18 protein-coding genes are annotated in these 21,560 nt (G+C 66.8%); 4 read left to right on the top strand and 14 right to left on the bottom strand.

What is annotated here, in order from left to right; translation table 11 throughout:
* The first annotated feature begins 17 nt into the window (after positions 1-17).
* A complete protein-coding gene (locus N0K08_RS06140; RefSeq protein WP_261499196.1) occupies positions 18-1,514 on the top strand; it encodes a cryptochrome/photolyase family protein in 1,497 nt (498 codons plus the stop codon).
* On the opposite strand, the gene N0K08_RS06145 is transcribed toward N0K08_RS06140, so the two are convergent.
* From N0K08_RS06145 to N0K08_RS06170, 6 genes are read right to left on the bottom strand one after another with little or no spacing between them, the layout of a single operon-like run.
* Positions 1,511-7,561 carry an Hpt domain-containing protein gene (locus tag N0K08_RS06145; RefSeq protein WP_261499197.1) on the bottom strand — a complete coding sequence of 2,017 codons (6,051 nt, stop codon included), beginning with the start codon at positions 7,559-7,561 and terminating at the stop codon, positions 1,511-1,513. The genes N0K08_RS06140 and N0K08_RS06145 overlap by 4 nt on opposite strands.
* A gap of 44 nt (positions 7,562-7,605) precedes the next feature.
* On the bottom strand, positions 7,606-9,855 hold the full coding sequence (locus N0K08_RS06150; RefSeq protein WP_261499199.1) for a methyl-accepting chemotaxis protein: 2,250 nt from the start codon (positions 9,853-9,855) through the stop codon (positions 7,606-7,608).
* A gap of 23 nt (positions 9,856-9,878) precedes the next feature.
* Positions 9,879-10,406, bottom strand: coding sequence for a chemotaxis protein CheW (locus N0K08_RS06155; protein WP_261499201.1), 528 nt, complete (start codon positions 10,404-10,406; stop codon positions 9,879-9,881).
* 15 nt (positions 10,407-10,421) lie between these two features.
* Positions 10,422-10,787, bottom strand: a complete 366-nt coding sequence (locus tag N0K08_RS06160) for a response regulator transcription factor (protein ID WP_261499202.1) — start codon at positions 10,785-10,787, stop codon at positions 10,422-10,424.
* Entirely contained in the window at positions 10,787-11,188 is a 402-nt protein-coding gene (locus N0K08_RS06165) for a response regulator (protein ID WP_261499203.1), read from the bottom strand. Before N0K08_RS06165 ends, N0K08_RS06160 begins: the two co-directional genes overlap by 1 nt.
* Before the next feature lie 44 nt (positions 11,189-11,232).
* Positions 11,233-11,385 (bottom strand): rubredoxin, encoded by a 153-nt coding sequence (locus tag N0K08_RS06170; protein ID WP_261499204.1) that lies wholly within the window; start codon positions 11,383-11,385, stop codon positions 11,233-11,235.
* Between the two features lie 115 nt (positions 11,386-11,500).
* Between N0K08_RS06170 and thiD the strand changes: the two genes are divergently transcribed.
* Both thiD and hemL read left to right on the top strand, forming a co-directional pair.
* Positions 11,501-12,499 (top strand): bifunctional hydroxymethylpyrimidine kinase/phosphomethylpyrimidine kinase, encoded by a 999-nt coding sequence (gene thiD, locus N0K08_RS06175; protein ID WP_261499205.1) that lies wholly within the window; start codon positions 11,501-11,503, stop codon positions 12,497-12,499.
* A complete protein-coding gene (gene hemL, locus N0K08_RS06180) occupies positions 12,483-13,787 on the top strand; it encodes a glutamate-1-semialdehyde 2,1-aminomutase (protein ID WP_261499206.1) in 1,305 nt (434 codons plus the stop codon). The genes thiD and hemL overlap by 17 nt, the downstream gene beginning before the upstream one ends.
* Before the next feature lie 79 nt (positions 13,788-13,866).
* Here the strand turns inward: hemL and N0K08_RS06185 are convergent, their stop codons facing one another.
* From N0K08_RS06185 to N0K08_RS06220, 8 genes are all read right to left on the bottom strand, one after another.
* Positions 13,867-14,586 (bottom strand): RES family NAD+ phosphorylase, encoded by a 720-nt coding sequence (locus N0K08_RS06185; RefSeq protein WP_261499207.1) that lies wholly within the window; start codon positions 14,584-14,586, stop codon positions 13,867-13,869.
* Positions 14,583-14,957, bottom strand: coding sequence for an antitoxin Xre-like helix-turn-helix domain-containing protein (locus N0K08_RS06190; RefSeq protein WP_261499208.1), 375 nt, complete (start codon positions 14,955-14,957; stop codon positions 14,583-14,585). The genes N0K08_RS06185 and N0K08_RS06190 overlap by 4 nt, the downstream gene beginning before the upstream one ends.
* 194 nt (positions 14,958-15,151) lie before the next feature.
* Positions 15,152-16,636, bottom strand: coding sequence for an amino acid permease (locus N0K08_RS06195; protein ID WP_261499209.1), 1,485 nt, complete (start codon positions 16,634-16,636; stop codon positions 15,152-15,154).
* A gap of 100 nt (positions 16,637-16,736) precedes the next feature.
* Complete coding sequence (locus tag N0K08_RS06200; RefSeq protein WP_261499210.1) at positions 16,737-17,108, bottom strand: c-type cytochrome; 372 nt, start codon at positions 17,106-17,108, stop codon at positions 16,737-16,739.
* Between the two features lie 181 nt (positions 17,109-17,289).
* Complete coding sequence (purH, locus tag N0K08_RS06205) at positions 17,290-18,882, bottom strand: bifunctional phosphoribosylaminoimidazolecarboxamide formyltransferase/IMP cyclohydrolase (RefSeq protein ID WP_261499211.1); 1,593 nt, start codon at positions 18,880-18,882, stop codon at positions 17,290-17,292.
* 84 nt (positions 18,883-18,966) lie between these two features.
* On the bottom strand, positions 18,967-19,209 hold the full coding sequence (locus N0K08_RS06210; protein WP_261499212.1) for a Fis family transcriptional regulator: 243 nt from the start codon (positions 19,207-19,209) through the stop codon (positions 18,967-18,969).
* A complete protein-coding gene (dusB, locus tag N0K08_RS06215) occupies positions 19,206-20,273 on the bottom strand; it encodes a tRNA dihydrouridine synthase DusB (RefSeq protein ID WP_261499213.1) in 1,068 nt (355 codons plus the stop codon). Before dusB ends, N0K08_RS06210 begins: the two co-directional genes overlap by 4 nt.
* A gap of 106 nt (positions 20,274-20,379) precedes the next feature.
* A complete protein-coding gene (locus tag N0K08_RS06220) occupies positions 20,380-20,934 on the bottom strand; it encodes a M15 family metallopeptidase domain-containing protein (protein WP_261499214.1) in 555 nt (184 codons plus the stop codon).
* Positions 20,935-21,021: 87 nt separating this feature from the next.
* Here N0K08_RS06220 and N0K08_RS06225 point away from each other — a divergent pair, with 87 nt between their 5' ends.
* Positions 21,022-21,552: a YqaA family protein gene (locus N0K08_RS06225; protein ID WP_261499215.1), complete on the top strand. Its 531-nt coding sequence runs from the start codon at positions 21,022-21,024 to the stop codon at positions 21,550-21,552.
* Positions 21,553-21,560: the final 8 nt, after the last annotated feature.

A 21,560-nucleotide genomic window follows, 5' to 3' on the forward strand; every position in this document is an offset into this window, starting at 1 on the left:
GATTTTAACGGTGAACCATGGCACATTCCGGACCTGTGGGCTTGGTCTGGCTGCGGCGCGATCTGCGCGCCTGCGACCATGCCGCCCTTTTTCATGCCCTGCGCAGCTGCGCCCAGGTGCATTGCATCTTTCTTTTCGACCAGGCCATCCTCGCGCCGCTGCCGCGCGCCGACCGGCGCGTGGAGTTCATCTGCGACAGTCTGGCCTCGCTGGACACGGCCTTGCGCGCGCTCGCCGGCCACCCCCAGGCCGGCCTGATCGTGCGCCAGGGGCTGGCGGAAGAAGAAATTCCACGCCTGGCGCAGCAGCTGGGCGCCACGGCGGTGTTCGCCAACCACGACGACGAGCCCCAATCCCTGGCGCGCGATGCCCGCGTGCGCGCGGCCCTGCAGGCCGGCGGCGTGGCCTTGCACACTTTCAAGGACCACGTGATTTTCGAGCGCGACGAAGTGCTCACGCTCTCGGGCGCGCCGTTCAGCGTGTTCACGCCCTACAAGAACGCCTGGCTGCGCAAGCTCAACGCCTTTTATCTGTCGGCCTATCCGGTCGAGCGCTACGCCCAGCATCTCGCCCCCCGGCCGGAAAGCGAATGCCGGCCCCCGCCCGGCCTGGCCGACATCGGCTTCGCGCCCACCAACCTGCGCCAGCTGGCCCTGCCCACGGGCAGCGAGGGCGCGGCCCGGCTGCTGGCCGACTTTGCGCCGCGCCTGGCGCAATACGACCAGGCGCGCGACTTTCCCGCCGTCAAGGGCCCCAGCTATCTGAGCGTGCACCTGCGCTTTGGCACGGTGTCCATCCGCGAACTGGCGCGCCTGGCCTGGGCCCAGGCGCAGCAGCCCGACTCCCCGGGTGCGGCCACCTGGCTCAGCGAGCTCATCTGGCGCGATTTCTACCACCAGATCCTGGCCCACCACCCGCATGTGGTCAGGCAGAGCTTCAAGCCCGCCTACGACGCCATCGTCTGGGAGTCGGGGGCCGAGGCCGAACGCCTGTTCGCCGCCTGGTGCCAGGGCCGCACGGGCTATCCGCTGGTCGATGCGGCCATGGCCCAGCTCAACCAGACCGGCTATATGCACAATCGCCTGCGCATGGTGGTGGCCAGCTTTCTGGTCAAGGACCTGGGAATCGATTGGCGCTGGGGCGAGCAGTATTTCGCCGAACAGCTCAACGACTTCGACCTGGCGGCCAACAATGGCGGCTGGCAATGGGCGGCCTCCACGGGCTGCGATGCCCAGCCCTACTTCCGCATCTTCAATCCCATCAGCCAGAGCGAGAAGTTCGACGCCGCGGGCCGCTTCATCCGCCGCTACCTGCCGCAGCTGGCCGCTCTGCCGGACAAGCTGATCCACGCGCCCTGGAAGGCCGGGCCGCTGGAGCTGGCCGCGGCGGGGCTTGAGCTGGTGGGGGCCGGAGAAGCCATGGGGCCAGCGAGCTACCCGCGCCCGCTCGTCGACCATGCCCAAGCCCGCGAGCGCACGCTGGCGCGCTACGCGGTGGTCAAGGCCAAGGCCTAAGCCGACTCTGGCAGCGACTGCTCGGCGGCCTGGGTCGCGTAGTGCTGCACCAGGCTCAGCAGTTCCTCGTCGGAGTAGGGCTTGCCCAGATAGTGGTTCACGCCCAGCTCGCGCGCATGCTCGCGGTGCTTTTGCGCGATGCGCGATGTGATCATGATGATGGGCAGATCGCTGAGCCGGCTGTCGGCACGGATGTGGCGCGCCAGATCGAAGCCGTCCATGCGCGGCATTTCGATGTCGGACAGCACCACCGCCGGACGCGCGCCCTGCAAGCGCTCCAGCGCCTGCAGACCGTCGGCCGCGACTTCCACGCGGTAGCCTTCACGCTGCAACAGGCGCTGGGTCACACGCCGCACGGTGATGGAGTCATCCACCACCAGCACCAGCGGCACTTCGCCCGCACCCGCGGCCTGGGGCTGGACAGTGGCCACGCCATCGCCGCCCACCCGCTGCGAAGACACTGCCGTCGCTCCCAGGCGCGCCTGTTCACGCACCTGCTCGCGCACCTGCTCGCCGTAGACCGTGGCCAGCGCCACCGGGTTGTAGATCAGCACCACCGCCCCCGAAGCCAGCACCGACATGCCCGTCAGTCCCGGCAGGCGCGACAGCTGCGGCCCCAGATGCTTGACCACCACTTCCTGGTTGCCCAGCACTTCATCCACATGCAGCGCCAGGCGCTGCGCCGCGCTGCGGAAAATCACCACGGCCCGGGTCTTGCCCACGCCTTCCTGGCTTTGCGCGGACGTCTGCCACAGCGCTCCAGCCCAGAAGAACGGCACTGCGTCGTCGCTGCCCGCCTCGTGCAGGCTGCCGCTGGCATAGGCCTGCTCCAGCGTGGACACGGGCACGCGGCGCACGATTTCCACCAGATTCGCGGGCACGCCCACGGCGAGCTTGCCCACGCGCAGCATGACCACCTGCGTCACGGCCGTGGTCAGCGGCAGCACCAGGGAGAAGGACACGCCCGCCCCCGGCGTGCTGTGGGTTTCGATGCGCCCGCCCAAGGCGTTGACTTCGGCGCGCACCACGTCCATGCCGATGCCGCGCCCGGACACGCCGGTCACTTCGGTCGCCGTGGTGAAGCCGGGCCGGAAGATCAGCTGGCCCGCCTCCTGCGGCGTGATCGAGGCATCGGCCGCGATCAGCCCGCGCGCCACGGCCGTCGCGCGGATGCGCTCCAGGTCCAGGCCCGCGCCATCGTCCTCGAAACGCACCAGCACGTCGTTGCCTTCATGCTGCAGCGTCACGCCAATCGTGCCCGTCGCGTCCTTGCCCGCGGCCAGGCGCCGGGCCGGGGTTTCAATGCCGTGGGCCACGCAATTGCGCAGCAAATGTTCGAAAGCCGGCGCCATGCGGTCCAGCACGCCGCGGTCCATCTCGATGGTGCCGCCCACGATGTTCAGCCGCACCTGCTTGCCCATCTCCTTGGACGTCTGGCGCGCCACGGCGTACAGGCGCTCGGAAATGGCGTCGAACTCGACCATGCGCGTGCGCAGCAGATCGCGCTGCAAGTCCCGCGCCTGGCGGCCCTGGGCCACCAGATCGTCTTCGGCGGCCGCGAGGTCGCGCTGCAGATTGCGCTGCACCGTAGCCACGTCATTCACCGACTCGGCCATCATGCGCGTGAGCTCCTGCACCCGCGTGAAACGGTCGAACTCCAGCGGATCGAAGCCGGCCGCCGAGTCCTTGGACAAAGCCAGGCGCGACTGCATCTGGGTTTCGGCCTGGACTTCGATGTCGCGCAACTGATGGCGCAGGCGCTCGAGGTTGCCGCTCAGGTCCTGCAGCGAGCTGCGCGCCTGCACCAGGCGGGCGTCGATGCGCGAGCGCGCAATCAGCACTTCGCCCGACTGGTTGATCAGGCGGTCCAGCAGCTGGCCGCGCACACGCACCGACTGCTGCGAAGCCGCGCGCACGCCGACCAGCGGCGTTGCGGGCGTAAAGATCGGCGCCCGGCGGCCCGCGGGCGCGTCATCGCTGAGCGCCGCGACCGGGGCGGGCTCGGCGAGTGCCGCCGGCGCCTCTTGCGACGCGTCCACGGCGTCTTCGCCCAGCGTGCGCAGCACCACGAAATAGGCGTGCAGCGTGTCGAAGCTGCCCAGCAGCGGTTCGATCTGCGCGGCTTGCGGCGCTTCGACGTCGACCTGCTCGATCGCCGACTCCAGCCGGTGGGCGATTTCACCCAGGCGCATGGCGCCGGCCAGGCGGGCGCTGCCTTTCAAGGTGTGCAGTGCGCGCAGGCTGGCATCGCGCGCTTCGAGCCGCTGCGGATGGGCTGCCCAGTCGCGCAGCGCCGTGCCCAGTTGCGGCAGCAGCTCCGCGGCCTCTTCCTCGAAAATCGGGAACAGATCGGGATCGATGGCATCGAGCACATCGATGTCGTCATCGATGGCGCTGTCCATGCCCACGGCCTGCGCCATGGCGGCATCCAGGCGGACTTGCTGCTGCGACTGCTCTTCCCAGCGCGCTTCCATGGACGCGCGGGTTTCCTCGGCGGAGACGACAGGCTCGGCGGTATCGACCAGCGCCACCGCTGCGTCTGGCTCGGCCGGCTCCACCGGTTCGACCAGCTCCACCGGTTCGGCCGGTGCAGCGATTTCGGCCACCTCATCCGGCAGCGCTGCATCGACCTCCGCAGCCTCGCTCTGGGCCAGCTCCTGCGCCCACAGCGCATCTTCAGCGTCCAGGCCCACGCCCTGCTGCAATTCGCCCATGCCGCTGTGGATCTCGGCCGCCAGCACCTGCTGCAGTGCGTCTTCCACCGCCGGCTGCGGCGACTTGAGAAAGCCCGCGGCAAACTGGTGCAACAGGCGCCGAATGTCATCGGACGCGGCCTGGAACACCGCCAGCTGCTGCGCATCGCCGCAGCCCAGGGGCCGGACATGCATCAGCGCGTGCTCCAGCGCGCGGGCCAGGCGGGACAGGTCCTTGAAGCCCACGGTGGCCGAACTGCCGGCCAGCGAATGGGCCCAGGCCACGGCCGCTTCGGGCTGCGGACGGTGCATTTCCAGCGCCCACTCCTGCAAAGCCACACCCAGGCAGCGCGACCACTCGTCGGCTTCGTTCAGGTAGACGTTGTACAGCGGCAAGTGGATGCGCAGACCGTCGATCACCTTGACGTTGTCGTCGCGGAAATCGGTGTCCAGGTCGAAGGCACTCGTCTGCGGCACAGCGCTTTCGGCCGGGGTTTCGGCAGGCGCTTGCGCAGGCACTTCGGCGGGCATCTCCAGCGCGAACGCCGGCAGCTCGACAGATTCGGACTGCGGCACTGCGGGCGCGTCGGCATCCCAGTGCCAGTCGGCGAGGGGCGGCTGCGCGGCCGGGGCGCTGTCCTGCTCGTCGGGCCAGGCCTGCATTTGCGTATCGGCCCAGTCCGGCGTGTCGAGCGCGTCGCCCTCGGCTGCGGGCTCGGGCTCGGCGACCGCCTCGGGCGCGAGTTCGGTCAGTGGCGCGGGCAATTGCTCGCTGGCCTGCATGACGGCTTCGAACGCCGCAAAGTCGATCTCCTCGACTTCGCCGGGCAGGTCCACCGCCGGGAAATTTTGCACTTCCTGCGCTTGCTCTTGCTCTTGCGCACGCCGGCTGCGGCGCTCGGACGGCTGCAAGGCCACCGGCGCTCGCTGGCCATCGAGCCGCATGGCATCGGCTGCGGCGCAAAAAGGCGTCGCCGACCAGTCGCCGGCCCGGCCCTCCTCTATGGCCTGCGCCCAGGCGCCAAAAGCCTGCAAGGCCTCGCGCGCCAGGGACTGCCAGGCGGCGGGCATGGGCTTTTGCTCGGCCAGCCAGGCATTGAGCATTTGCTCCATGGCCCAGCCGGCTTCGCCAAATTCGTCGAGTCCGACCATGCGCGCGCTGCCCTTGAGGGTGTGGAACACCCGGCGCAGCGTGGCCTGACCGCTCAGCTGTCCCGCATCCGCGTCCAGCTGCGCCAAGGTCTCCAGGCCCTGGGCGACGACTTCGCGCGCCTCTTCCAGGAAGATGCCCAGCAATTCGTCGTCCGTGTCTTCGTCGACCACACTCAGTGGGGCCGCCACCGGCTCGACCGCTGGCTCGGCAGCGACTTCCAATACCGGTTCGGCCAGGGCCGCTGCTGCCTGCACCGGCTCTTCGGCCGGAGCGGGCTGCGGCTGCTCGACCACTGGCACCGCGCTCGCCACCTCGGCCGGCAGCGCCACCGCCACCGGCAGGTGGGACTGCACTTCGGCCGGGGCTTGGGCGCGCTGCTCCAGGACCTGGGGCGCATCGCCTTCACGCACCCGGTTGCGGCCCATGATGATGCGCAGCTCGCCGCGGGCCTCATCGTAGACAAACAGCTTGCGCGCCATCGCGCGCTGGTAGCTGAGCATGTCGATCAGGAAGCCCAAGGCGCCCAGGTTGTTGCCCAGGCGTTCGAACACCGCCGGCAGCTCGGCCGCGGGCACGTCGTCCCGCATCAGCTGCTCGACGGTTTCGCGCATGCGCGCCATGGCCAGGCAGGCCTGGTCCAGGCCCAGCACCGACAGCACGCCGCGCATTTGCAGCAAATGGCCGGAGACCTGGGCCAGCTGGTCCACCTGCTGCGGGTTGCGGAAGAACTGATCGAGCAGGGCTTCCGCTTCGCCCATGGTCGCGCGCAACTCGCCCACCACGCTGCCCATGGTCTGGCTGTCGCTGACGTGGCGATAGAGCTCTTCCATCCAGGGCTCAAGCGGCTGGGAGGGCGCGCCTTGGCGGGCCTCATCCAGGCGCTGCGCCAGTCGGCCCGCATGCTCGGCCATGGCCTCGTCGGCCAGTTCCGGCGAAGCCAGGGCTGCCTGCAGATACAGCACGGCCGTGGCGACTTCCATGGCCAGGGCGGCAGCCGGTGGCTCGCCCGCACGCGCCACGGCTTCGACCACGCGCATCAGCGCCCGGGCCAGACCGGTGCTGGCCGGGTGCAGCTTGGCCAGCGCGTCGCCGACCTGGCTGAACTGATCGACCACCGGCTTGAGCTTGCTGCGGTCACCGCCGGCCAGGGCCGACCAGCCTTCGGTCGCCGCGGCAATGCGCTTGCGCGCCTGCGCCAGCAGCGCCGGATCGAAGCGCCCGAAGCGCGGCTTGTCGTAGTCCACCGGCAGGTGGCGCTCCAGCGCAAACGACTGGCGCACGGCGCGCAGCACCGACGCAGCGGCGCCCGCTGCGTCCACGCCCTGCACCGCCGGCCGCGCCTGCGCGCAGAAAAACAGCAAATCCTGGGTCAGCCGTTCGGGCAGTGTGTTGTCGCCCTTGGCCATGGCCGCGTACTGCAGCAGCACGCGCGAAGCCACGCGCTTGACGTAGACATCGGTGTGCAGCAGGCCGTGGGTGAAAGCGTCGAAGAAGCCGGCGGCGATCTTCCAGAACATGCGCGGTCCGGGCTCGGTCTGCCCGGCCACAAAGCCCAGGCAGACGGCACGCATCTGGGCCGCGGCCGCGGCATCGCCGCTTTTGACCATGCCCAGCACGCCCGCGTCCAGCAGGGCCCGCGCCTGCGGGCCGTAGGCCAGGGCCGCGGTAGCGTCCTGCCATTCGGGCTCGCGCATGCGCCGCTCGGCCGGCCACAGATCGGCCGGATGCACCTTGTCGTTGCCCGCCAGGGCCTGCACGTCGCGGTACTGGGGAAACAGCGCCACGGCCGGCACGGCCTTGCCCGCCAGCACCGTCTCCAGATATTCCAGCAGGGCGAAGCTCGCGTTTTCCATGGTCGCCGCCGCCTGCGGCGTGCACAGCCGGGGAGACTGCAGCAGGCGCTGCGCGACCGCTTCCATGGCGTGCAACATGCGCGCCGGCGCGGCCATGTTGACCATGGCCAGCGCTCCGCCCGCCTGGTGCAGCAGCAGCTTGGCCTGGCGCAAAGGCGCGGTATCGAGCGCCGCCAGGTCCGCCTCGGGCGACAGGTCGGATTCGCGCACAAACCAGGCTACGGCCTTGGCTGCGCCGTCCAGCGACTTGCGCAATTCATCAATGACCCACGCCAGGGGCCCCAGGTCCTGTTCGCCCTGCGCCCCTTCGGCAAAGGAAGCGGGAAAGAAGGCATCAGTGGAAGACATGCAGAACTCCCTGGCGTTTGAGGGCCAGTGGGTAAAAAAGGATTTCAGGCAATCTTGAATCGGGCCACCGACTGGCGCAGTTCTTCAGCCATGTGGGACAACTCGCGCACCTGCTGGGCAGTGCTGCGCGTGCCTTCACCGGTTTGTTCGGTCACCGCGAAAATGTGCTGGATGCTGTCGGCCACGCCGTTGGCCAGATCGGCTTCGCGCGAGGTGGACTGCGAAATCTGCTCGATCAGCTCGGCCAGGCGACGCGACACGCTGTCGATCTCGCTGAGCGCCGTACCGGCGGTATCGGACAGCTGCGCGCCTTCGACCACGCCCTGGGTCGAGCGCTCCATGGCCGCGACCGCATCCTGGGTGTCGGTCTGAATGGCTTTTACCAGCACCGAGATCTGCCGCGTCGCGTCGGCCGAACGCTCGGCCAGGCGCTGCACTTCTTCGGCCACCACCGAGAAGCCCCGGCCCGCCTCGCCGGCCGATGCGGCCTGGATGGCGGCGTTCAGCGCCAGCACGTTGGTCTGTTCGGTAATGTCGGAAATCAGCTCGGTGATTTCACCAATTTCCTGCGACGACTCGCCCAGGCGCTTGATGCGCTTGGACGTGTCCTGGATCTGGTCGCGGATGGAGTTCATGCCGCCGATGGTGTTCTGCACCGCTTTCAGGCCCTGATCCGCCGCCTGCAGCGACTGGCGCGCCACCGCGGCCGATTCCTGGGCCTGGGCCGAAACCTCATTGATTCGGGTCGCCATGTCGAGCACCGAGCGGCCGGTTTCACGGATCTCGCGCAGCTGTTCGGTCGATGCCGCCAGCAGTTCGGTCGACGTGTTGTCCACTTCGGCCGTGGTCTGCGCCACGCGGGTGGCGGTGTTCTGCACGCTGCCCACCAGTACGCGCAGTTCTTCCACCGTGTAGTTCACCGAGTCGGCGATGGCGCCGGTGATGTCTTCGGTCACCGTCGCTTCCTGGGTCAGATCGCCTTCGGCCACCGACTGCAACTCGTTCATCAGGCGCAAAATCGCCGCCTGGTTGGCGTCGTTGATGCGCTTGGCGTCCTGCTCCTGGCGCTTGGCGTCGCGCTGCAGCTGCTCGGCCGCGCCCTGGCGGTTGCGGCTGTCCATCAGCTGCACGCGGGAGATGCCCACGCCGCACAACAGCACGAACAGGCCCACCAGTCCCAGCGTGGCGAACTGCCCTGCGCTCAGGCCGGAAGAGGCCCGCAGCTGCACTTGCAGCGCTTCGAGCTGGCGGCGCAGCGGCTCGCTGTCGGTGTTGATCGCGGTCTGGCCTTCGCGCGCGGCCACCAGGCCTTGCAGATTGCCCAAAATGGCACTGGCTTCGCTGCGGGTCTTCTCATACAGCGCAATCAGCGCCTGCAATTGTTCGCGCGTCTGCGCATCGCGGGTCGCGGGCAGGCGCAGTTCGGCATTGCCGTCGAGCAGGCTTTGGGCAATTTCCTTGAACGAGTTCAAATCCTTGCCCAGCAGGAACACCGCTTCCGGGCTCACGCCTTCGGCGGTCTGGAATTCGTTGGCCGACTTGCCGATGCGCTGGGTCAGCATCACCAACTGACCGGCGGCCGAGATTTCCGCTGGCGTCGCGCCCTGCTGCAGCTTGAGCGAGGCAATCGTCTCGGCGATTTCCAGCAGATCGGAAGACTGGCGGTTGACCGTGCGCAGCGCATCACCAGCCTTCATCAACACCTGCTTTTGTGACATCACGGTCTGGGCGCCGGCTTCGGCGCGCTCCATCAGCGGCACGATGTCCTTCATGGCGTCACCAAACTGCGGGCCCAGCGCCTGCACGCCCAGGCCGGCATCGCCGCTGGCCAGGGCGCGCACGCTGCGGGCCAGCACATCCGCGCTTTCCTTCACGTCGTCGAACGCCGCGGCCTGGCCGGTCATGGCCTGCGACGCCGATTTGGCCAGCCGCTGCGATTGCATCAGCGCCTGGCCGTTGGCCGCCAACTGCTGGGCCGAGCGATCGGCCTGCTGCAGCACCCAACCCGCCATCAAGGCCAGCACGATCACGCCCACCGCCAGCATGATCAGCAGGCGGCGCTGTTGCACCGGCGCCGGCGCACGGCCCAGCAGCGGCAGCGCCACCAGCTCTTCATCCGCCACGACCTCCTCGCCCAGAAAAGAGGAAACCCCGGCATCGCCGGCCAGGTCTGACGCGGCGTCGATCACATAGGGATCGCGCGGCGCGGCAACGTCAGGCGCGCTGACGGAGCCATCGCCCGTCTTTGCAGACCGACGCTGAAACAGTTTTCCAATTTTTTGGGCAAAAGACATAACGCAGCCTCACGGGAGAGAGCTCAGGCACGGATGCTGAGGAATACAGGATCTTGCGAGAGGTTTTGCAGATGAATCTCCTGCCATGGCTCTCCCGCCTCGTCGAAATAGGTAGCACCCCAGTAAGCCGGGGCGTCGGCAGGCGCATCCTGCATGCCCGCAAAATTCTGCGGTCCGCGCAGGCCGAGCAAGCGGTCCACGAGCAGCGCGGCATTCACTTCCAGTGCCGCGTTGAACGCCAGCAGACTGGCATCGCCCAAGGACATTTCGGTGCGTGCCACCCTGTGGCCCATGAGCCCGGGAAAGTCGACCACCGCGGCCAGGGTGCCGCGCAGATTGGCCACGCCCATGAACCAGGGCTGGGTATAGGGCACGGGCAGTACGCCCGACCAGGGAAAGATCTCCCCCGACTGGGCCAGGGGCATCAGGTATTTGCCGCCGCCGGCTTCCACCGCCAGCCAGCTCGCCGCGGCCACGCCTTCACTGCGCGCCGCCTGTAGTCGCGCGGCAAGCCGCGCATGCAATTCTCTGAGCGCTTCGCGATTGGCCATGGCTGCGCGCGTCGCTCAGTTCAGCGCGGCAATCTTGGCCTGCAGCTCCGCCGGATCCACCGGCTTGGTGATGTAGCCACGCGCGCCCTGGCGCATGCCCCAGACCTTGTCGGTCTCCTGGCTCTTGCTGGTGCACATGATGATGGGCACGTCGGCATATTGGGGATCGCGGGTGATGGCGCGCGTGAGCTGAAAGCCGTTCTGGCCCGGCATCACCACGTCCATCAGGATCAGATCGGGCTTTTCCTGGGCCAGGCAGCGAAACGCTTCATCGGCGTTTTCCGCCGTGCGCACCTGCATGCCTTGCTTTTGCAGCAAATCGGTGAGGAACATCAGCTCGGTCTTGGAGTCATCAACGACCAGCACCTTGTGAATAGGCATCACATCGCTCCTAGGGGAATCTTGCCGAACTGCCGCACGGCCTGCAGCAGTTGGTCTTTGGTAAAGGGTTTGGTCAGGTAGTCCTGGCAGCCGACCATGCGGCCACGGGCCTTGTCGAACACGCCATCCTTGGACGAGAGCATGACCACGGGCGTATCCGCATAAAGCGGATTGCGCTTGATGATGGCGCAGGTCTGGTAGCCGTCGAGCTTGGGCATCAGGATGTCGCAGAAGATCAGCTGCGGCTGGTAGTCGTTGACCTTGGCCAGCGCGTCATAGCCGTCGTCGGCCAGCAGTACGTCGTACCCGCCCTGGCGCAAGAATATTTCCGCACTGCGCCGGATGGTGTTGCTGTCGTCCACCACCAGCACTTTCAAAGGTGCATCCGCTGTCGTTGTCACTTGAGAGCCTCCCAATCACACGCCGGCGCAGGTGCAGCCTGCGCTCAAATTTCGACCATCTCGAAGTCTTCCTTGCGGGCCGCGCATTCGGGGCAGGTCCAGTTCATCGGCACATCCTCCCAACGCGTTTGCGAGGGAATGCCATGCTCGGGACAACCGGCCTCTTCGTCATAGAGCCAGCCACAGATCAAACACATCCAAGTTTTAGGGTTGGTCACAGCTTAAAGGGCCTTCACATAGAATGCAACGATTGTATCTAGTCATTTCCTTGGCCTGCGCTGGCATTCGCATCGGCGCACACTAAGGCCTACCATGGCATCCTCGCCCATACCCGTTCCCCCCACCGCAGCGGCCGCAGAAGCGGACGAAGACTTCGACGTCGCGCAACCGGTCTGCGTGCTGGTTTTCAATGCCAACGACGCCAGCGGCGCCGGCGGTCTCACGGCCGATATCACCACCATTGCCTCGGTCGGCGGACACCCGCTGGGCGTGGTCACGGGCGCCTATGCGCGCGACACCGGTCGTATCTTCGAACATTACAGTTTCCCTGACGACTGCGTGGACGAGCAGGCCCGGGCCGTGCTGCAGGACATACCCGTGCGGGCGATCAAGGTCGGCTTCGCGGGCAGCCCCGAAAACCTGGCGGTGATCGCCGAAATCTCTTCCGACTACCCCGACCTGCCCATCATCAGCTACATGCCCGAACTGTCGTGGTGGCGCGACGATCTGCTGGACCAGTACCTGGACGCGTTCCGCGAACTGGTCCTGCCGCAGACTTCGGTGCTGGTCGGCAACCACAGCACGCTGTGGCGCTGGCTGCTGCCCGACTGGGATGCGAGCCGCAGCCCCAGCGCCCGCGACCTGGCCATGGCCGCCGACGCGCTGGGCGTGCCCTATGTGCTGGTGACCGGCATGGTCCTGCCCGATCAGTTTCTCGACAACGTGCTGTCGACGCCGCAGGCCGTGCTGGCCAGCCACCGCTTCGAAATGTTCGACGGCTCGTTCAACGGCGCGGGCGATACCTTGTCCGCCGCCCTCACCGCCCTGGTGGCCAGCGGCAACGACCTGGTCAGCGCCACGCAGGAAGCCCTGGAATATCTGGACCACAGCCTGGACAACGGTTTTCGCCCAGGCATGGGCCAGTTTCTGCCGGATCGCATGTTCTGGGCCCAGCCCGAGGACGACGAACTGGATGCCGACACCGAAGAAGAGGAAGCAGCCCCTGCGCCCTCCCTGCCTCTGAGCCGCTCGGTAAACGAACCTCTGCCCCTCGAGGGCTTTGTGATGCCACCCCATGACACCAAACACTGACCTCAATCTTCCCCTGTTCGAACGCGCCAAGGCCGTGATCCCTGGCGGCGTGAATTCGCCCGTGCGCGCTTTCAATGCCGTTGGCGGCACGCCGCGCTTCGTCAAACGCGCCCTGGGCGCGTATTTCTGGGACGCCAACGACCAGCAGTTCGTCGACTACATCGGCTCCTGGGGCCCGATGATTCTGGGCCACGGCCACCCCGAAGTGCTGTCCGCCGTGCAAGAAGCCGCGCTCGACGGCTTCAGCTTCGGCGCGCCGACCGAGCGTGAAGTCACGCTGGCCGAAAAAATCATCGCGCTGCTGCCGTCCATGGAAATGGTGCGCCTGGTCAGCTCGGGCACCGAAGCCACGATGAGCGCCATGCGCCTGGCGCGCGGCTTCACGGGCCGCAAGAAGATCATCAAGTTCAACGGCTGCTACCACGGCCACTCCGACGCATTGCTGGTCAAGGCCGGCTCGGGCCTGGCCACCTTCGGCAATGCCACCAGCGCCGGCGTGACGGCCGAAGCCGTGCAGGACACGCTGGTGCTCGAATACAACGACATCGCCCAGCTCGAAGAAGCCTTCCAGCTGCACGGCGAGCAGCTCGCCTGCGTGATGATCGAACCCATCGCCGGCAACATGAACTTCGTGCGCGCCAGCGTGGCCTTCACGCGCCGCCTGCGCGAGCTGTGCACCCAGCACGGCGCCCTGCTGGTCTACGACGAAGTCATGACCGGTTTCCGCGTGGCCCTGGGCTGTGCCCAGAGCGTCTACGCCGCGCAAATCCCCGACTTTGCACCCGACATCACGGTGCTGGGCAAGGTCATCGGCGGCGGCATGCCCATGGCCGCTTTCGGTGCCCGCCGCGAGATCATGGAAAAGCTCTCGCCCCTGGGCCCGGTCTACCAGGCCGGCACGCTGTCGGGCAACCCGATTGCCACGGCCTGCGGCCTCAAGACGCTGGAGCTGATCAGCCAGCCAGGCTTCCATGACCAGCTGCACCGCCAGTCCGGCCGCCTCATCACCGGCCTGACCGAAGCCGCGCACGCTGCCGGCCTGCCTTTCTGCGGCGACTGGCAAGGCGGCCTGTTCGGCTTCTTCTTCCTGCCCGAACTGCCCAGCACCTACGCCGAAGTGATGCGCACCGACGGTCAACGCTTCAACAAGTTCTACCACGGCATGCTGGACCGCGGCCACTACTTCGCGCCCGCGCTCTACGAAGCCGGCTTTGTCAGCGCGGCCCATACCGACGACGACATCGACCGCACGGTCGAAGCCGCGCGCGCGGTATTCAAGACCTTGTAAGCGCCAGCTCCGGTCCACACAAAAAAGCCCCGCAGGCCATCGCCTGCGGGGCTTTTTTGCCACGGGGGCCTTGGCGGCGCTATTCGCCCCATTCAAAGCGTTCAGTGCCACGCTTGTTGATCATCATCACCTTGTCCCGGGTCGCCTTGCAGATCCACTCCTGCCTGGATTGCTCCAGCGCGGCATCGTCGGCGAACAAGGCATCAGGGGTCAGGGCCGCAGCCAAGGCACAGCTGGGCGCTCGCACCGACTCGTATTGAATCCAGTCGATGGAAGCCGCGGTCGCCGCGGCGGCCAGTTGATGGGTCGCGCTGTAGTCGGACGCGTGCTTCCACAAATGCGACAGCTGCACCCATGGAGCGGCCATCAAGTTGATGGCGCGCCCACGTACGCAGGCTTGATAGAACGTATGTTCCGTGAGCAGTTCGTCACCCGCCACCAGCCCCGCGCTATCCTGGATAAAGCGCATGCGCCAATAGGCAATTTCCGAACAAGCCCCGGACAGCGTGGATGAGCCGTACCACAGGCCGCTTTGCTGAGCGGGTCGGAAGCGTGAGCTGTGCTGCGGAAAATAGCGAAAGGGGCTCAGCAGCAGGTAATGCTGGGCCGTGGCGCTTTGCGCGGCGGGCGGTTTGCTGCTTTCGAGCAGCTGCTCCAGCAAGGCCTGCTCTTCCAGCGAGTCCACCAGCTTCATGGAAGCCGCGATGTATTGCGTTTCCACGCCTCGCCATGCGTTCTCCATGCCGAGGTCGACGCAATGCGTTTCCAGCCAGGCCAGGTCCCAGGTCTGCGCCTTCATGATGCCGCGCGCATGCCATCCAGATAGGAAAGGGTTCTGACCAGGCCGTCGGCCTTGTGGATCAACTGGTTGGGGCTGCCGAGCAGGGCCTTGTTGTAGCTGCCCATCCAGTTCTTGCGCTTGTTGTCATCACCGCCGATCAACGGGTCCAGCGAGCGGAACACGCGAATCAGCATCAACGCCAGCTCGCCTTCCTTGGTACTGGGACCGATGGGCCGACCGCTGGACTTGAGGCGGGAAACCGTGGCCTCGCTGACGCCAATCACCGCCGCCAGATCGGCATTGCTCAGCCCCAGTTGTTCGGCGGCCCGCAGCGTGGCCTTGGTCAACACGACGGCGGGGTCGGGGCTGGGGCGAGGGCTTGCAATCATGTCGTTCTCCTGCCGGGCTTGAAGGGCGTGGCTCTGTGCGTTCGATGATACCCAATGTCGAATGACACCTCCATCATATGCAATTATTTTGCTTTTTTCTTGCAATTGATTGACATCCATGGGCATTACTGCGCAGGGGCCGCGCCACAGCAAGGGTGCCGCCCCCCCGGGGAAGCCGGGGCGGCTCAGGGGGCTTATCTTCCTCTAAGCCGCGAATGGCGCGCGCCATAGGCCAGGTACACCGCCACGCCCAGCACCAGCCAGACGCCAAAGCGCAGCCAGGTCAAGGTGGCAAGGTTGAGCATCAGGTACAGGCACAGCGCGGCCGACAGCCACGGCAGCCAGGGCACCCAAGACACGCGAAAGCTGTGCACCTGCTGCAGGTCGGGGCGCTTTGCGCGCAGCACCGGCACCGCCAGGCTGACCATCACAAAGGCCGACAGCGTGCCGATGTTGATCATCTCCTCGAGCAGGCCGACATTGGTGAAGCCGGCGAGAAAGGCCACGACGGCGCTGCACAGCAGCTGCAGGCGCACGGGCGTCTTGCGCCGGACCGAGGTCGTGCCCCAGGAGCGCGGCAGCAGGCCGTCGCGGCACAGCGCCAGCATCACGCGCGACGCGCCCATGAGCAAGACCATCACCACCGTGGTCAGGCCCAGCAGCACGCCGATGGCAATCACCTGCGCCGCCCAGCCCGCGCCCACCAGCACGAAGGCCGTGGCCAGCGACGGGTGCTCGGCCTTGGCCAGCTCGGTATAGGGCACCATGCCAGTCAGCGCCAGGGCCACCAGGATGTAGAGCAGCGTCACCAGGGCCAGGCCGCCGAAAATGCCGTGCGGCAGGTTGCGCTGCGGATCGCGCACCTCTTCGGCCGAAGTGGCGACCACGTCAAAGCCGATGAAGGCAAAGAACACCAGCGATGCCCCCGAGACCACGCCCGTCCAGCCATATTGGCTGGGGCTGGCGCCGCTGAGCCAGGACAGCAGCGACTGGGCCCAGACATCGCCCCCCTGACTGCCGGCGAGCGCCACCGCCGGCTGCGAAGGCGGTACAAACGGCGAGAAATTGGCCGTTTTCATGTAGCTGAAGCCGACCACGATCACGAACAGCACGATCGCCACCTTGATCAGCGTGAAGACGTTGTTGACCCGGGCCGAGACCTGGGTGCCGACGATCAGCAGCGCCGTGAACAGGCCGACGATCAGCAGCGGCCCCCAGTCCAGCGCCACCGGCCCGAGGTGCACGGTACTGGGCACATCCAGCCCGGCCTGGCCGAACACCGTGCTCAGGTAGATGCCCCAGTACTTGGCCACCACGGCGGCGGCCGCGACCATTTCCAGCAACAGATTCCAGCCAATGATCCAGGCCAGGCCCTCGCCCATGGTCAGGTAGGTATAGGTGTAGGCGCTGCCCGTGACCGGAATGCTGGATGCGAACTCGGCGTAGCACATGATGGCCAGGGCGCAGGTCGCCGCGGCGAGCACGAAGGAGAAGATCACGGCCGGGCCGGCAAAGCTGCCCGCGGCGCGCGCGCCCACCGAGAAAATGCCCGCGCCCACAGCGACGGCCACGCCCAGAATCATCAGGTCGAACACACCCAGGCTGCGCTTGAGCTGGCGACCGGGCTCGTCGGAGTCGGCCACCGCCTGTTCTATGGATTTGGTCTGGAGCCACTGCATGCGAGTCCTTGGTGAACGGCTGCAGTGTTCATTCTCGCGCGGCAATCCGCGGCAAAGTGAAAGCCATCGTTCAAGACGATGGCTTGTCAGCGGGCAAAAACTATTGCGCCGGCGGATCCGGCTGGCTCAGCACCCAGGCGGCCATGGCCTGGGCGTCCTCGGCATTGATGCGGGGGTTGCGCGGCATCAGCTTGCGCCCCCAGACGCCGGCACTGCCTTCACGGATCTTGAGCGCAAGCCGCTCCAGCGCGGCCGGGTCACCGCGGTAGCGCTGGGCGATCTGCGCAAAGCCAGGACCGACATGGGTGAACTCCATGCCGTGGCAGCGCAGACAGTACTGGTCTTGCACCAGTGTCCAGCCAGCCTGCTGCGTGGGCGGCGGGCCGGCGGGCGCAGCCGGTGCGCGCAGACTTTGCTGACCCAACCAGACCAGCAAGACCAGCACCAGGGCCGCGGCCAGGACCAACCCCATCCGGCGCCAGCGCCGAGACGGAAAAGAAGACGGTGTCAACATCCAGTCAATGGCCCATGAAACTGGCGCGCTCCAGTCCAGGGGCGCCGAGGAAGGGCCGCCCCGCACCGAGGGTGCCGTCCCCCTCCACCAAAGGTTGAGAGGGGGAAGACGCGAAGCGGCTCAGGGGGTGCCCCTCATTTCAATGGCGGAAGTGGCGCACGCCGGTGAAGACCATGGCCACGCCGCGCTCGTTGGCGGCGTCAATGACTTCCTGGTCGCGCATGGAGCCGCCGGGCTGGGCCACGCAGGTTGCACCTGCATCCACCACCACGTCGAGGCCGTCACGGAAGGGGAAGAAAGCGTCGCTGGCAACCACGGTGTGCTGCAACGACAGCTTGGCGGCTTCGGCCTTGATCGAGGCGATGCGCGCCGAATCCAGGCGGCTCATCTGGCCCGCGCCCACGCCCATGGTCATGCCGTTCTTGCAGAAGACGATGGCATTGCTCTTGACGTACTTGGCGACCTTCCAGGCGAACAGCAGGTCTTGCAGCTCTTCCTGGGTGGGCTGCTTGATGGTCACGACTTTCAGGTCGGCCAGTTGCAGCTCATGGTTGTCGGCGGTCTGCAGCAGCATGCCCGAACCCACGCGCTTGGTCTCGATGGCGTTGCGCACCTGGTTGTAGTCGGCAGGCAGCGCGATCTTCATCAGGCGCACGTTGACCTTGGACTTGAACACTTCCAGCGCTTCGGCCGTGAAGTCGGGGGCCATCAGCACTTCGGTGAACTGCTTGGCGACGGCCTGGGCCGCGGCCAGATCGACCGTGCGGTTGAAGGCAATGATGCCGCCGAACGCGCTGGTCGGGTCGGTCTGGAAAGCCTTGGCATAGGCGTCGTGGGCGTTGCCGGCCACGGCCACGCCGCAGGGGTTGGCATGCTTGACGATCACGCAGGCAGGCGCTTCAAAGCTCTTGACGCATTCCCAGGCCGCATCGGCGTCGGCGATGTTGTTGTACGACAGTTCCTTGCCTTGCAGCTGCACGCCCGTGGCCAGCGAGCCGGCAGCGGGTGCCAGGTCGCGGTACCAGGCGGCTTGCTGGTGGCTGTTTTCGCCGTAGCGCAGGTCTTGCACCTTGATGAACTGGCTGTTGGCCTGGCCGGGGAAAGTGGCGCGCGTGGGCACGTACTCTTCCGACAGCTTTTCTTCTTCGAAGCTCACGCTCGACAGGTAGTCGCTGATCGCGCCGTCGTACTGGGCGATGCGGTTGAACGCCGCCACCGACATCTCGAAGCGCAGCTTGTTCGACAGCCGGCCAGCGGCCTGCAGTTCGGCCAGCACGGCGGGGTATTGCGACGCATCGGTCACCACGCCCACGTCGGCCCAGTTCTTGGCGGCGGAACGCACCATGGCCGGGCCGCCGATGTCGATGTTCTCGATGGCATCGGCCAGCGTGCAGCCGGGCTTGGCCACGGTGGCTTCGAAGGGGTAGAGGTTCACCACCAGCAGGTCGATGGTGTCGATGCCGTGTTCCTTGAGCGCCGCCATGTGGGCGGGAACGTCGCGACGGGCCAGCAGGCCGCCGTGCACCTTGGGGTGCAGGGTCTTGACGCGGCCGTCGAGCATTTCGGGGAACTGCGTGACTTCGGCCACTTCGGTCACGGGCAGGCCCTTGTCGGCCAGCAGCTTGGCGGTGCCGCCGGTCGAGAGCAGGCGAATACCCATGGCGTGCAGCGCCTGGGCGAATTCAACGATGCCGGTCTTGTCGGAGACGGAAAGGAGTGCGGTGAGGGACATGGTGCGATTTCAATTAAAAGAAAACGGGGAAAGGCGCATCTGCGGGATAGGCAAAGGACGGCCTTTTGTAAGGGGGCGCGCAGCTCAGAGCATCTGGTGCTCGACCAGCTTCTTGCGCAGCGTATTGCGGTTCAGGCCCAGCCATTCGGCGGCCCGTGACTGGTTGTTGTCGGCCTGGTTCATGACCACTTCCAACAGCGGTTTCTCGACCAGTCGCAGCAGCATGTCGTACATGCCGTTGGGCGACTCGCCATCCAGGTCGCGAAAGTAGCTCTCCAGGCTCTCGCGCACGCATTGCTCGATGTTCTGATTGTTTGGGTTGCTCATGCAGTCTGTCCTGCGGATTCTTCCTGAGGCTGGGCGTCGTGGGCTTCGTCCGGTGCCGCCACCGGCAGCCGGTCCATCTGCGTGGCCAGCTGCTCCAGGTAGTCGGCCACCGCCTGCCACTGCACGCCGCAGTCCTCGATTGTGTTGATGTGTTGCCGCAATGCTTCTCCCCCGGGCAGGCTGCGCAGGTACCAGGCAATGTGCTTGCGCGCGCTGCGCACGCCCGTGCCTTCGCCATACAGCTGGTAATGGTCGAGCAGGTGGTCCAGCAGCAGGTGGCGCAGCTCGGCGACCCGCGGTGGCGCCAGGTGCTCGCCCGTGGCCAGGAAATGGCCGATCTCGCGGAAAATCCAGGGCCGACCCTGGGCCGCGCGGCCGACCATGATGGCGTCCGCGCCGGTATAGGCCAGCACGTCGCGCGCCTTTTCCGGCGAAGTGATGTCGCCATTGGCCACCACCGGCACCCGCACCGCGGCCTTGACGGCCGCAATGGTGTCGTACTCGGCGAAGCCCTTGTAGCCCTGCTCGCGCGTGCGGCCATGGACGGTGAGCATTTGAATGCCCACGCCTTCGAAGGCCCGCGCCAGCGCTTCGGCGTTCTTGTGGTCGTCGCTCCAGCCGGTGCGCATCTTCAGCGTCACCGGTACGTTGGCGCTCGCGCAGGCCTCGACCACGGCCTGGGCAATCTCGACGGCCAGTTTCTCGTTTTGCATCAGCGCCGAGCCGGCCCACTTGTTGCAGACCTTCTTGGCCGGGCAGCCCATGTTGATGTCGATGATCTGCGCGCCGCGATCGACGTTGTAGCGCGCGGCATCGGCCATCATCTCGGCGTCGGTGCCGGCGATCTGCACGGCAATCGGCCCGGGCTCGCCGTCATGGTTGGCGCGGCGCGAAGTCTTGAGGCTGTTCCACAAGTCCTTGCGCGAAGTCACCATTTCGCTGACGGCGTAGCCGGCGCCCAGCGCCTTGCAGAGCTGGCGAAACGGCCTGTCGGTCACTCCCGCCATGGGGGCGACAAACAACCGGTTCTCCAGCGGAATGTGTCCTATGCGCAGCAGTGCCATTGATGGGGTCGGGTGGGAAAAAGAAGACGGGAAAAAGAGGCAAGATTGTATCTGCTTAATTTTTCAGCAGCATGCAGCGGCCATAAAACCACCAAAGGCGCATCAACTACCTGGGTAAAAAAGCCCACCAGCAGCCGGCCACGGGTTTGAACCCCTGGGCGGCCATGGCCGCACGCAGCCAGGCCCGGTTGTGCACCACGTCGGGCGACAGCGCGTCGGCAGACGGCTCCAAGGCCGCAGGATTGGCGCTGACGGCCTGGGCCTGCTTCGGGGTCGTCGCCGGCACGGGCACGGCACTGCCCATGTCCACCGCTTCGCCATCGGCCAGCGGCCCGCGCACCACTTCGGCCGCGCGCTCGCCGTCGACCACCATCACCGTCACGGCGATCACCTGCGCGCTGGCCTGCCTGCCCGCGCCGGCGGCCTGCGTCAGCTGCGGACAGTCGAGCACGCGCAGCGCCAGCCCCTGGCGGGCCAGCGCGGCCTGCACCGCCTGCAGGCGCGCCTGCTCGCCCGCCATGTCGCGGCAGGCGCCCTGGGCCAGCGCCGGCGTCCACACCGCGGCCGTCGCCGATCCCGAGGAAGGCAGCACCCCGCAACCGGCCAGGCCCAGCGCCAGGCCGCCCAGGCAGGCTTTCACCATGATTTGTACTGTGGACATTGCGCCATTCCCCCTTGTTTTGTAAAAGTTCCACCATAACCCCGGACCGGCCAAAGGCTTGACAGCCCGCGCCTACACTTCGCTGATATGGAAATCTGGATTCATGAGTTGCTGGGATGGTTGTCGCTGCCGCAGTTCGGGCTGAGCACGCTGTTCTTCATCGCACTGATTTCGGCGACCTTGCTGCCGCTGGGCTCCGAGCCGGCCGTGGCCGGCCTGCTGCAGCTCAACCCCGACCTGTTCTGGCCGGCCATCCTGGTGGCCACGGCCGGCAACACGCTGGGCGGCGGCATCAGCTGGTGGATGGGCCGCGCCGCGCAAAAGGCCTGGGAAAAAGCCCGGGCCCGTCGCCTGCGCGCGGCCGCCGATCCTTCCCTGCCGCGGGAAGCCGAAGAGCGCCAGCCCTCCCGCCACCACCTCCAAGCGCGCGCCTGGCTGCGCAGATTCGGCGCCAAAGCCTGCCTGCTCAGCTGGCTGCCGCTGGTCGGCGACCCGCTGTGCGCCGTCGCCGGCTGGCTGCGCCTGCCGTTCTGGCCCTGCCTGTTCTACATGGCCATAGGCAAGTTTCTGCGCTACCTGCTGATGACCAGCGCGCTGCTGTGGGTTTGGCCGGGGTGAAATCGAGC

Origin of the sequence: Acidovorax bellezanensis, assembly GCF_025421555.1 — a bacterium.
GTDB classification, from domain to species: domain Bacteria; phylum Pseudomonadota; class Gammaproteobacteria; order Burkholderiales; family Burkholderiaceae_C; genus Comamonas; species Comamonas bellezanensis.